The organism is Microcystis sp. LSC13-02, assembly GCA_002282935.1.
Taxonomy (GTDB): Bacteria; Cyanobacteriota; Cyanobacteriia; order Cyanobacteriales; family Microcystaceae; genus Microcystis.
This window is the reverse complement of record MTBT01000211.1, coordinates 1-11,492: the sequence shown is the minus strand read 5'-3', so window position 1 is coordinate 11,492 and position 11,492 is coordinate 1. Positions and strand designations below refer to the sequence as shown.

The 11,492-nt window shown below is 44.0% G+C and carries 13 protein-coding genes and 1 tRNA gene; 5 read left to right on the top strand and 9 right to left on the bottom strand.

The features are described 5' to 3' along the window. Positions 1-176 precede the first annotated feature (176 nt). The 6 genes from BGL89_RS12965 to rpmG form a co-directional block, all read right to left on the bottom strand. Positions 177-794, bottom strand: a complete 618-nt coding sequence (locus BGL89_RS12965; RefSeq protein ID WP_286826054.1) for a flavin prenyltransferase UbiX — start codon at positions 792-794, stop codon at positions 177-179. Continuing rightward, entirely contained in the window at positions 778-1,521 is a 744-nt protein-coding gene (locus BGL89_RS12960; RefSeq protein WP_286826053.1) for a HEAT repeat domain-containing protein, read from the bottom strand. Before BGL89_RS12960 ends, BGL89_RS12965 begins: the two co-directional genes overlap by 17 nt. A 314-nt stretch (positions 1,522-1,835) precedes the next feature. Continuing rightward, positions 1,836-1,908: transfer RNA gene (locus BGL89_RS12955), tRNA-Phe, on the bottom strand. 75 nt (positions 1,909-1,983) lie between these two features. Then, entirely contained in the window at positions 1,984-4,212 is a 2,229-nt protein-coding gene (locus BGL89_RS12950; protein WP_286826052.1) for a sensor histidine kinase, read from the bottom strand. 473 nt (positions 4,213-4,685) lie between these two features. Next, positions 4,686-4,901 (bottom strand): 30S ribosomal protein S18, encoded by a 216-nt coding sequence (gene rpsR / locus BGL89_RS12945; protein WP_002770735.1) that lies wholly within the window; start codon positions 4,899-4,901, stop codon positions 4,686-4,688. Between the two features lie 40 nt (positions 4,902-4,941). Next, the gene (rpmG, locus tag BGL89_RS12940; protein ID WP_002734724.1) at positions 4,942-5,136 is read right to left on the bottom strand and encodes a 50S ribosomal protein L33; all 195 of its coding nucleotides are present in this window, start codon (positions 5,134-5,136) and stop codon (positions 4,942-4,944) included. A 177-nt stretch (positions 5,137-5,313) separates the two neighbouring features. Here rpmG and BGL89_RS12935 point away from each other — a divergent pair, with 177 nt between their 5' ends. Further along, a complete protein-coding gene (locus BGL89_RS12935; RefSeq protein ID WP_286826051.1) occupies positions 5,314-6,726 on the top strand; it encodes a slr1306 family protein in 1,413 nt (470 codons plus the stop codon). 9 nt (positions 6,727-6,735) lie between these two features. Here BGL89_RS12935 and BGL89_RS12930 read toward each other — a convergent pair whose 3' ends face one another. Together BGL89_RS12930 and miaB are read right to left on the bottom strand one after the other, a co-directional pair. Beyond that, on the bottom strand, positions 6,736-7,122 hold the full coding sequence (locus tag BGL89_RS12930) for a C6orf136 family protein (RefSeq protein WP_286826050.1): 387 nt from the start codon (positions 7,120-7,122) through the stop codon (positions 6,736-6,738). Between the two features lie 64 nt (positions 7,123-7,186). Next, the gene (gene miaB / locus BGL89_RS12925) at positions 7,187-8,527 is read right to left on the bottom strand and encodes a tRNA (N6-isopentenyl adenosine(37)-C2)-methylthiotransferase MiaB (RefSeq protein WP_286826049.1); all 1,341 of its coding nucleotides are present in this window, start codon (positions 8,525-8,527) and stop codon (positions 7,187-7,189) included. On the opposite strand from miaB, the gene BGL89_RS12920 reads away from it, so the two are divergent. The 3 genes from BGL89_RS12920 to BGL89_RS12910 all read left to right on the top strand — a co-directional run bounded on the left by BGL89_RS12920 (position 8,526) and on the right by BGL89_RS12910 (position 9,906). Continuing rightward, complete coding sequence (locus BGL89_RS12920) at positions 8,526-8,936, top strand: hypothetical protein (protein ID WP_286826048.1); 411 nt, start codon at positions 8,526-8,528, stop codon at positions 8,934-8,936. The genes miaB and BGL89_RS12920 overlap by 2 nt on opposite strands. A gap of 101 nt (positions 8,937-9,037) precedes the next feature. After that, entirely contained in the window at positions 9,038-9,322 is a 285-nt protein-coding gene (locus BGL89_RS12915) for a Nif11-like leader peptide family natural product precursor (protein ID WP_286826047.1), read from the top strand. A gap of 332 nt (positions 9,323-9,654) precedes the next feature. Continuing rightward, complete coding sequence (locus BGL89_RS12910) at positions 9,655-9,906, top strand: hypothetical protein (protein ID WP_286826046.1); 252 nt, start codon at positions 9,655-9,657, stop codon at positions 9,904-9,906. Between the two features lie 171 nt (positions 9,907-10,077). Here BGL89_RS12910 and BGL89_RS12905 read toward each other — a convergent pair whose 3' ends face one another. Continuing rightward, positions 10,078-10,554 carry a hypothetical protein gene (locus BGL89_RS12905; protein WP_286826045.1) on the bottom strand — a complete coding sequence of 159 codons (477 nt, stop codon included), beginning with the start codon at positions 10,552-10,554 and terminating at the stop codon, positions 10,078-10,080. Between the two features lie 486 nt (positions 10,555-11,040). On the opposite strand from BGL89_RS12905, the gene BGL89_RS12900 reads away from it, so the two are divergent. Continuing rightward, the gene (locus BGL89_RS12900) at positions 11,041-11,244 is read left to right on the top strand and encodes a type II toxin-antitoxin system RelE family toxin (protein WP_502692624.1); all 204 of its coding nucleotides are present in this window, start codon (positions 11,041-11,043) and stop codon (positions 11,242-11,244) included. Positions 11,245-11,492 lie beyond the last annotated feature (248 nt).

Here is an 11,492-nt window from a genome sequence, read left to right as displayed (position 1 = left end):
GCAACAAAGCCTGAAACTCCTGACTCCTGACTCCTGACTCCTGACTCCTGACTCCTGACTCCTGACTCCTACCCCCACCGAAAAACTTTTTCAGCAAACCCTAACTAACTAATTAACTTAAAACTTACATCTGATAACTGATAACTTACCCACTGATAACTGATAACTGATAACTGTTAATGTCCTTGCCAGCGATTAATGGCCACACAATCGATATCTAACTGATCGAGAGTACGAGCGATAACAAAATCGACCAAATCCTCGATCGATTGGGGATGGTGATACCATGCCGGTATTGCCGGCACAATTCTAACGCCCGCCTCGGCTAAAGTGGTTAAATTACGCAGATGAATTAAACTAAAGGGGGTTTCTCGCGGCACTACCACCAATTTTCTGCCCTCCTTAATCTGTACATCGGCCGCCCTTTCTAGCAAATCGGAACTTAATCCCCCCGCTAATTTGGCCACTGTACTCATGCTACAGGGAATAATTACCATACCAAGGGTGCGATAGGAACCACTGGCGATCGTTGCCCCCACATCACCCCAACGATGACAGCGTAATTTTCCCCCTTCCATCACCCCGCATTGGCTGCGCCAAAATTGTTCTTGCAGATCCGGTTCTGGAGGCATCCGCACATTATCTTCCGCTTGCCAGACAGTGTAAGCTGATTTGGAGGCCACTAAATCGATCGTGTAGTCGGCTAAAAGTAGATATTTGAGAGTACGGACGGCATAAATCAGCCCTGATGCCCCCGTAACGCCCAAAATTAGCGGTTTAGATAATTCCTTCAAGCTCTAATTCCTCGATCAATTGTAATCCTCTCGGGTCGCCCACTTTTAATAAAGCACCCCTAGCATCTTCCTTGACACCTAAATCTTCATCTTCCACCAAGGCCTCGATCAAAGCATCGATCGCCGTGGCATAAATAACATTTAAGGGCAATTCTCGGCATAATTGACCGATCGACCAAGCGCAATTACTCCGCACCGCCGCGATTAAATCTCGGCGCAATCCTTCAATTAAAGGCGGCAAGACGGTGATGATATCTTCATAATTGACCTTGGCAATCTGGGCCAAACTACTGGCAGCCCATAATCGCACCGCCGAAATATCGGTTTTGAGAGCATGAACCAAAGGCTCGATCGCTCTGCGATCGCCACAGTTGCCCAGGGCCCAAACTACCCCTTTTCTGACGTAACCATTCCAATCTCTGGCCAGTAGATCGATTAAAGGCTCCACGGCGCTAAGACTGGGATTTCTGCCCAAAGCGTAGGCGACACTGACACGCACTAGGGGACAGACATCGCTTAACATCTCTAGTAAGGGGGCGATCGCTCTTTCGTCACGCAATTCACAAAAGGCCCGAGCGGCGATCATTCTCTCGCTCACATGAGCAGAAGTCAGCAATGAGAGCATTTCCTCTGGATCGGGGGGGATTTCCGCTGCTAGGTCCGGATCGCTCCCATCGAGAGGATTATTTAAGGAGTTGTTAGAGTCTAGGATTTCATTATCGTACATACTTGTTAGATTATCTTAATCCGTGACCGCTTACGTCAAGCCAAAAATCAAAAAGTAGTTGCGGGTTGGGGAGACTTTTCAGTGATCAGTAATCAGCCATCAGTAATCAGTGAACTGAAGGCAAGAGGCAACAGGCAACAGGCAAAAGAAAGAATCTGGCAATTCTCCTACCTAAAAAGAAGGTTAGAAACTAAGTACATCAAAGCTTTCAGCTTACCAAATTAGGTTACACTTCATCTTGACGAGAAAGGCTACATTTACAAAACCTAGCAGAATAGGAAGTAAATACAGGGCAAATTTTATTGTTTTTCTGATGCCAAGACGCGGATTTGAACCGCGGACACGAGGATTTTCAGTCCTCTGCTCTACCAACTGAGCTATCTCGGCTTTTTTCAGTCCTTTCTCAATATAGCACCCTCTCTAAATAATTGCAAGGTTTTTTTTTAAAAGTTTTCTGCTCGACTAGATTGGCAAGGTGAGGGTAAAAGTGGTGACAGCGTTGGCGCTGGTGACATCAATGGTGGCATTCAGGGGTTTAATCAGTTTGCGGACCAAAGCTAAACCTAAACCGGTACCACTGTAGCGCCAGGGATCGTGGTTAGGAATGCGATAAAAAGGGGCAAATATTCTTGATAATTCCTCTGGGGCGATTTCTACCCCCCCATTGCTCACACTAATTAATATTTGCTCGCCCGCACGCCTGACATTTACCCTAATTATTCCTCGTTCTGGGGTATATTTAGAAGCATTGGTCAGTAATTCCGCTATGATGCGCTCGATAGCGCACAGACTGGTGTTAATCTCCGGTATATCCCCATCTATATCTAAAATTAACTGCTGTTGTCGCTCGCGGGTGAGATGACGAAAAGGTTCCACTAATAAGGGTAGCCACGAAAGTAAGTCGATTGCTTCGATCGCCGGGGGTTCGGTTTCGGCATCCAGATAGGTTAAAGTCAACAGATCATTAACTAACTTACTCTGACGTTGAGATTCAATGTTAAGAATTTGCAACAGTTGACCGATCGAATCCTGTGGATCAATCTCGATCCCTTGATATTCTAGGAGACTTTCCAGGGTTTCCACCGCTAGACGAATGCTGGTAATCGGGGTTCGCAGTTCATGGGAAAGGGTTTTCAGGAATTCGCTTTTTAATCTTTCCAGTTTTTCTAATTCCCGCACTTGTGCTTGGGAAGATTCGTAAAGTCGCGCCTGTCGAATAGCGATCGCACATTCGGCGGCAATATGTTGAATCAAATTAGTTTCTAAGGAGTTAAAAATCTGATTAGCTGGTCGAATTAGCCAAAGATTGCCCAAAAAACCCTGATCGTCAAAGATAGGACAAGCACAACGGTTAACACGACCAATTTGCGGATTGCCAAGGGGAAGACGATCAACAAATTGTAAAATTTGTTTGTGCAGCAGCGGTTGATAGATTTCGGGAAAATCGCTAATTTGACGGGTAATTCCCTGACAGATAAGCTTTTGAGTGGTATATTCGTGGACAATAGTGGCTTTGCTGCGACTGGGATCGTAAAGCTCAATTTGGGCGCGTTCTACGGGTAAAACCTGGACTAATTCCCTAGTGGTGGTTTGCAGAATATGATTTTCATCGAGACTATCGCGAATTTTTTCGGTAATCCGTCCGATTAATGCTTCATACTTCAAACTCATCTGCAATTCGGCGGTTCTTTGCTGAACCTCCGATTCTAGGGCAGTATTCAAGCATTTTACCCGTTGGTGCAGTTCTGCTTGTTGAATGGCAATTCCCACTTGAATGGCTAATTGTTTGAGCAGATCGATTTCTTGGGATTGCCAAGAGCGAGTTTTTTGGCAATTTTGGGCAATTAGTAACCCCCAGAGTTGGTTATCGCAGATAATTGGCACCACCAAGTTAGCCTGTACTTGCAAAGAGGTTAGTAGGCTGCGATAACAGGGATCAAGTCCCGAATTATGGACATTTTCAATAACTTGAATTCTCCCGCGACGATAATTTTCCAGACGTTCTGGGGATAAATTAAAACAGGGATCCTGTATCCTGTTTCCTAAGACAGAATTAATCCTCGGGGTATGGGATTCCACCACAATCATGCCACTATGATCGGGGAATAAACGATAAATTAACACTCGATCGCAGTTGAGAAATTGTCGCACTTCTTTAACGGTTCTTTGCAGAATGCGATCAAGATCCAACGATTGCCGGATTCTTTCCTGCATTACCCCCAGCAGTTGTTCTCGTTCTGCTTGCAATCTTAAAGCTTCTTCGGCCTGTTTGCGTTCGGTGATATTGGTGCTGGTTCCCACTAAACGATAGATGCGCGCATTGTTATCCCGTAGGGGTGTTAAAGTTGTTAGCCACCAGTAGGGTATATTTTGAAAAGGTAAATACTGTTCGTAGGAAATAGTTGTTCCGTAACGTACACAATCACTATAGTGTTGCCGCACACTACGCGCATCATCGGGGGGAAGGATTTGTTCGGGAGTTTTGCCTTTAATATCTGATGAGCGCAGTCCTGTCCAGCGTTCATGAACGGGGTTTGCTCCCACATAGCGAAAATCTCTATTTTCCAGCACGTCCACTACAAAAATCGACGCTTGCACGGAATTAAATATACTACGCAGAAACTGCTCGGAATCCTCCTCTTGTAGCTGTCCATCTAACTCGGTCTCGATTGCTGATGGCTGCTTTTCCATAAGAGCCTCCCATGGTGCTAATTGGTGGATTTCGATCGATAATCACAAAATCGTTGGCTACTCCTAGAGCGATTTAACAATTTCTTAAGATTCTCGCACGAATTTTCCTATCCGCTGCCGATTCTGATATATTTCTTTGCAAAAACGAGAAAGCAACCCCAATATACTGAGATCGCTTACAGTTATCAGTGATCAGGTTTAAGTTTTAAGTTAAGTAGCTAGACACAATTAATTACACATATTGTGTGAGTGCCTATCCTCACCAAGAAGTTAATTTTGTCCTATTACTTATCAGAGTTCAATTACAGCGTTTCTCATCAAGATGAAGCATGACCTAATTTGGTATCGACGACCGGCTCTCCAAAAGGAGAACTTCCTACCTCACCATTTAAGATAACTGCTGTAATTAGTTAACTATATATGTTATTTTCAGTAATCACTGTTCACTGATTACTGATTACTGATCACTGAATTTAGGCTTCTTGGTTGACAAAAGGTAATAAAGCCATTAAACGGGCGCGTTTCACCGCTTCAGTTAAATCTCGCTGTTGTTTAGAAGTTAAACCAGTGATACGTCTAGGCAGAATTTTGCCGCGTTCGGTGATGAATTTGCGGAGGAGTTCGGTGTCTTTGTAGTCAATCGGTTGACTGGGGGAGATGGGAGAGAGACGTTTACGATAGTAGCTCATAGATTTGTAAAGATTACTTGACTTTTTAACTAAAGTGTGCTTACTTAATTTCCTTGTGGACGGTGTGCTTATTGCAGTGGGGACAGTATTTCTTGATTTCCAGTCTGCCGGTGGTATTGCGACGGTTTTTGCTGGTGGTGTAGCGAGAAACGCCGGGGGTACGCTTATCGGGATTACTGCGGCATTCCGTGCATTCTACAGTGATGATCAGGCGAACGCCTTTTTTACTAGCCATAACAACAGGGGATCGGGTAAATTTACACGCAATCGATCATTATGACATATCTGGGGCTTTTTAGGCAAGAGCGGCCGGGGCGAATGCGGGGAATTGTCGGCTAAAAAGTTTGGCTTGGGATGAAATCCAGCACAAAAAAGCTAGAATAATCACAGCAGTTGGCGAGGATGAGGAAAAATGACGGTAAGATTGGGTAAACCGATTTTAGTGACGGGGATAGGCATTACCATCGCTTTCACCCTGGGGGAAACTCTCAATAGCAGACTGAGCGAAATCGGTTCCTGGGGTATTTTAGGTGCGTTTGTACTTGGTGCCGGTATCTGGTTTTGGCAAAAACCCAACTCGAAAATCGATTTTTCCCTTCCCACTCCCCTGAGTCTAGAAAAGGTTAAACAAGCGATTAGCAAGGCCGAGCAGATAATTAATTATCTGGCCAAAGAAGACCCCAATCAAGACTTAACCCCACTCAAAACCACTTTAACCCAATTAAACCAAGAATTTAGTCGCCAAGACCTGAAAATTGCCATTACTGGTGCTAGAAAAACTGGTAAAACTGCCTTAAAAAAACTACTAGAAAGCGGCAACTTTGGAGAATCTATCGCTTTTCTGGAAACGGAACCCCTTCTGACTCTCGACTCTACCGCTAACCAGAAAAAGTCCCTAGCAGCCGACTTAGTTTTGTATCTTATCAACGGGGATTTAACCGATTCCGAATGGCAAATCCTCCAGCAATTCGATCGAATGCACCAGCGGGTTATCCTGTTACTCAATAAACAGGATCGTTTACCCGTCGAAACCAGAGAAGAAATTCTCCTTTCCCTAAAACAAAGACTGAAAGAAACTATTCCCGCTCATCATATTTTAGCCATAGCCGCTGCCCCTGAACCCCTAAAAGTTCGTCAACATCAAAGCAATGGAGAAATCAAGGAATGGACGGAAACCCAAACGGTAGTTATCGATCCTTTAGATAATCATCTCCAACAAATTATCGAGCGAGAAAGGTCCGAATTAGTTTTGGGAACTATCTGGAGACAAGCGCTAGAATTAGAAAAGGAAACCAAACAATTACTTAATCAATCCCGACGCAAAAAGGCTTTACCTGTTATCGAACAATACCAATGGATAGCCGCTACTGCCACTTTTGCTAATCCTCTTGCGGCCCTAGATTTAGTTTTAGCGGCAGCCACTAACGCTCAAATGTTAGTGGATTTAGGGGCAATTTATCAACAAAAAATGTCCCTTGAACAAGCAAAAACAGTCATGACTACCCTGGGGAAAATGATGATACAATTGGGCATGGTAGAAGTGACAACTCAGGCATTAGGAACGATTCTCAAGGGAAATGCGATTACTTATATTGCCGGTGGTACAGTGCAAGGAATTGGGGCAGCCTATCTAACTCGTTTAGCTGGTTTAAGTTTAGTTGAATATTTCCAAGAACAGGAAATTAACGAGCAGCTGAATAATGATTGGAATTGGACGAGTTTGCAGAATAAAGTTAAACAGGTCTGGGAACAAAATCAACGCCTAGCATTTTTACAGGATTTTGTCAAGCAAACGAGCGCTCGTTGGTCGGCATTTTCTGGTTAAAAACCCTAGTTAAGAACTGGAAAAAGGTAAATGCTGACGCAGCACATCCCAGCGTGAACAATCCCAATAATCGATATGAGAAATAATCAGATTATTGTCATCGAGAGTTAATTGGCTGCGTCCAGAAATAGCGATGCGGGGCCGCCAAGGTAAAGGAGTTGTCCAGTGCAATGTCCAACGGGTATTAATAATATTTCCCTGCTGTTCAATTGCGTGGACATCCATCTTGATAGCTTGGAACCATTGACTCATAAAACCAATCATTTCCCGATAGCGTTTAATCCCCCGAAATTGATTGAGAGGGTCTTGAAAATAAACGTTATCAGCATAAATATCATAGGTTTGATCGAGGGGAAATCTTTGATAATCTTGCTGCAAAATAGCGATAATATCCATAAAGTACCAAATTATTCCCGATAGCTATTGCCTTTTTTCACTGTTGAGAGGTCACTGTTAACTATTAAAAGATCACTCCCGTCAAACTAAAGGGACGGACTTCAGTAATTTTAACCTTAACAAATGTGCCTCGCAATTCCTCAATATTTCCGGTAAAGAAAGTTAAGCGATTGCCTCTAGTTCTTCCCATAACTTGACTAGCATCTTTAGGGTTAACGTCTTCCACTAAAATTTCCTCAATTCTGCCTAAATATCTTTGGGAACGTTCAGCAGCTTTTGTGGCCACTAAATGATTTAATCTTTGTAAGCGATCGCTTTTTACCTGCTCACTTAATTGATTATCCCAAATAGCGGCCGGAGTACCGGGACGGGGAGAATAGGCAGCCGTATTTAATTGATCAAAACCAATCTCATCGACTAATTTTAAAGTATTCTCGAACTGTGCCTCTGTTTCTCCGGGGAATCCGACAATCGCATCGGCACTGATGGCAGCATCCGGCATTAAATCGCGAATATTAGCAATAATCTGTCGGTATTTTTCCTGAGTATAGCCCCGTTTCATGGCCTTGAGGATATCATTATCCCCCGATTGAAAAGGGATATGAAAATGTTCACAAACTTTAGGTAATTCCTGACAAGCTTTAATCAAACGTTCGGTAAAATAGCGGGGGTGACTGGTGGCAAAACGGAGACGTTCAATGCCGGCCACATCGTGAACGTAGTAGAGTAAATCGGTGAAATTGTGCAGATGTCGGCCGCTTGCCGTCACTCCGGGTAAATCCCGTCCGTAGGCATCGATATTTTGACCTAAAAGGGTGATTTCTTGATAACCCTGTTGTCCTAATTGGTCCATTTCTGCTCGAATTGCCGCAGGAGTACGAGATTGTTCCACCCCGCGCACCCCCGGAACCACACAATAGGTACAGCGTTCATTGCAACCATAGATGACGTTCACCCAAGCGGTAATATTACTATCCCGGCGCGGTTTGGTGATATCTTCCATGATGTGGATGGGTTCGGTGGCTACCACCTGGGAACCGTCAAAAACTTGTTGTAATAAGTCTCCCAAGCGGTTTGCGTGTTGGGGACCGATAATTAAATCCACTTCGGGAACCCGTCTTAATAATTGTTCCCCTTCCTGTTGGGCCACGCAGCCAGCGACAATTAAAGTAAGATCGGGTTGAGTTTGTTTGCGTTTAGCCTGTCTACCGAGATAGGAATACACCTTCTGTTCGGCATTATCGCGAATTGTACAGGTATTGTAGAGGATTAAATCGGCTTCGTTGGCATCCTCAGACCATTGAAACCCCAAATCTTCTAAAATACCCGCCATGCGTTCGGAGTCAGCTTTATTCATCTGACAACCAAAGGTGGTGATATGGTAACGACGTGGGGACTTATTCATGATGCTGGCTACAGAAACAAGAGTGCAGGTTTCTATTTTAGGCTATTTATCCTCTGACTTGAAAGAGGCAGTCCGCAGTCAGCAGGAGACAGGAGACAGGAGACAGGAGACAGGAGACAGGAGACAGGAGACAGGAGACAGGAGACAGGAGACAGGACAGGAGACAGGAGACAGGAGACAGGAGACAGGAGACAGGAGACAGGAGACAGGAGACAGGAGACAGGAGACAGGAGACAGGAGACAGGAGATTATTTTTATTTATTGTCCCCACACCCCACACCCCACACCCCACACCCCACACCCCACGTCCCCACTTCCCCACGTCCCCACACCCTACACCCTACACCCTACTTCCCAGAAAAAGCATACTCAGCCATACAAGCAAAGAAAAACGAAACTTTTGCTTTGAGGATATCTCCTGACTGGTAGGATAAAAATAAACCATACTAGGCAGTTTAGCCTCGATGCCGCCGAGGCCACACCTTTAATCATCAAAGGAAAAGTATTTATATGTCTAAAAATCAAGTGTTCGACTTCTTCGCCTTAGCCGCTAAAAACGAAGAATTGGGTCAAAAAATGCGCTCAACCCAAGATCCTCAGCAATTACTAGAGATAGCTCGCTCGCAAGGCTTCGATTTCTCCCTTACTGAATTAGAAGCGGCACTCAAATCCTTGCACGAGAGTCCCGACTTTTTCCAAAAGTTAGCTCATGCAGTGTTAGAAGTTTTCAGTCCTAACCACGATAATTATCCCTCGATCGGTGTCCAACCCTACGAAGGCGAGATCGATCGCTAGAATCAGTTATCGGTTTTTGAGCCGTCGGTCGTCAGGAGTCAGGAGATTATTTTTATTTATTCTCCCCTCTCCGCGCCTGACAGGTGTAGGTATGTTGTAAAATTTCCTCCCAAGTTCCTTCTATAGTTTGTTGTTCCATAACATGGTGTTTTGAGTTACGTTTTAATCTTGGTGTAGCAAGGAAACTAGGCAAAAAAATAAACCCCATCAACTGATGGAATAAGTATCCAAAAATGCTAATGCGGTGATGATTTTAATGTTTCTAAATGGGTTCAGGACTAACAAGTCTTCATCCCCGGTAATAAGAGATTCAGTCAAAAAAGTAGCAGATTATGACACAGGCAATCCTTACTCAAATCTTGAATCAGCTTGAGACTCTTGAGTTAAAAGAACTTCAGCAGCTTAATCAGAAGATTCAACAGTATCTTATGGATAAAGAAGAAGCTGACAAACAAGCGCTATTTCATCAATCTCTTCTTGATGCCGGATTAGTGAAGCAGATTAAGCGTCCTTCATCTCAACCGATAACTGAGCGACGATTGATGGTTCTTCGTTACTTGGTATGGTTCGATAGGGGGGCATAAATCGACTAAATCCAACAATTGACAAAAATCGCTAAATGCCTTTCTATATAAGGGTTACATCCCTTATAACCCCCGTCCATTGCATAACACAAACCGAAGAGCCCGATTGATTAAAATCGAGGGCAAACCTATTTCAGAAACGATTATTGAGGAACGACGTTAAATGGCACTTTATTTCTTAGATAGTAGTGCCTTGGTGTTGATGGTTGGTTCAGGTACGGTAAAACGATAGGCATATAGCACCGAAGCTGCTGGAGAACCATAAAAACTCGGTGACGGGCCGACCTCCCAGTTAATCCATCGCGCATCTGGAGCATTTGGGAGAGAAGGAATCCAAGGAGGGGAAGCAAAGGGATAATCTGCAACTACCTTGGCAGAACCGCATATATCAGAGCCAAAACAACCTATCCCCTTAGCTTTGGCAAAATCGGCCGCTGTGAAGGGAGTTGGCGACAGTGGAGTTACATCTATCCCCTTTGTCCAGTAGGTAATATTGCTATCTGTTTGACCTGGGTTTCCCGGACTTCCACTTACTTGGCCACTGTTTAGCACTATTGTGGAAGCTTGAGCTTGCGTTGGCAAAATTGATGTTCCCAGGGTAGCGATGGCCAAGAACCCCAAGAAACTATGGGTAAATTTGCTGTTCATTATAACTCCAATTCAGTTTGTGTGTTCTTGTTAATTTCTCCCCCCCGAACGGCATTCTACGCAGCAATTTAATAAATATTTACATTCCTCTCCCTAACCAGCGTACAATGACTGCGATTGCGTCTCTCGCAGCCAGATCAAACAACAGCCCAACCCAACACCAAAGGGGGTTGAAAACAACAATACACACTACCCCCCCCGAACTGTATTCTAAGCTACAGTTTAATAAATCTTTATATTCCTTTCTTAATCCCGATAAAGAAACCGCAGAACCAAGTCGGTTGTGAATCAAGCCGACCCTAGCGCCAAAAGATGACGATGAGATCATTCCAGCCGAAGAACTTGCTGAAAGCCAAGCAGCATGGCAAGATTATTTATCTGGTCGAGATACTGGAATCACTTCAACAGAATTAAAATACAAACTATTTGGAGATAAACTTGGCTGATTATATTCTACTTAGACAAGCAGAACGCTACTTAGAAAGAATGCCAAAAAATGACCAAATTCGTATTTTTGAAGCTTTGGATACTTTGATTTCGGATTCTACAAAATTAGATATTAAACCCCTTTACGGAAGAGATGAACTAAGATTGCGAGTGGGTAAGTATCGAGTGTTGTTTTTTGAAGATAGAGATAACAATCTATACGTCATTACAACTATTAAACCTCGCGGCGATGTCTATAAATAATACCAGAACTCTTTTCTAGACTGCTGTTTCTCCTTTCGCCATAAAACAGTGATTCACAGAGGAAGGAGTTTCAGGTGTTTTCCCCTGTTTTACTCCTGCTCGGGCGACCTATCCGCTTCCGGGAGGGATTGTGGTGCGGTATGTCGGATTTGCTGCTTAATTAGGGTCTGCTGAATAAAGCTAAAAACCTTACAGGAAAAGGCTTTTAGCTAGATTGAGAGTCGCTCAGGTGCCCCTGAATCTGCTAA

Bases quoted from the DNA above. Each gene is read 5' to 3' on its own strand.
- BGL89_RS12950 (WP_286826052.1), bottom strand. From the start codon at position 4,212: ATGGAAAAGCAGCCATCAGCAATCGAGACCGAGTTAGATGGACAGCTA.
- rpmG (WP_002734724.1), bottom strand. From the start codon at position 5,136: ATGGCTAGTAAAAAAGGCGTTCGCCTGATCATCACTGTAGAATGCACG.
- BGL89_RS12935 (WP_286826051.1), top strand. From the start codon at position 5,314: ATGACGGTAAGATTGGGTAAACCGATTTTAGTGACGGGGATAGGCATT.
- BGL89_RS12910 (WP_286826046.1), top strand. From the start codon at position 9,655: ATGACACAGGCAATCCTTACTCAAATCTTGAATCAGCTTGAGACTCTT.
- BGL89_RS12930 (WP_286826050.1), bottom strand. From the start codon at position 7,122: ATGGATATTATCGCTATTTTGCAGCAAGATTATCAAAGATTTCCCCTC.
- BGL89_RS12905 (WP_286826045.1), bottom strand. From the start codon at position 10,554: ATGAACAGCAAATTTACCCATAGTTTCTTGGGGTTCTTGGCCATCGCT.
- miaB (WP_286826049.1), bottom strand. From the start codon at position 8,527: ATGAATAAGTCCCCACGTCGTTACCATATCACCACCTTTGGTTGTCAG.
- BGL89_RS12900 (WP_502692624.1), top strand. From the start codon at position 11,041: ATGCCAAAAAATGACCAAATTCGTATTTTTGAAGCTTTGGATACTTTG.
- rpsR (WP_002770735.1), bottom strand. From the start codon at position 4,901: ATGAGCTACTATCGTAAACGTCTCTCTCCCATCTCCCCCAGTCAACCG.
- BGL89_RS12920 (WP_286826048.1), top strand. From the start codon at position 8,526: ATGATGCTGGCTACAGAAACAAGAGTGCAGGTTTCTATTTTAGGCTAT.
- BGL89_RS12960 (WP_286826053.1), bottom strand. From the start codon at position 1,521: ATGTACGATAATGAAATCCTAGACTCTAACAACTCCTTAAATAATCCT.
- BGL89_RS12915 (WP_286826047.1), top strand. From the start codon at position 9,038: ATGTCTAAAAATCAAGTGTTCGACTTCTTCGCCTTAGCCGCTAAAAAC.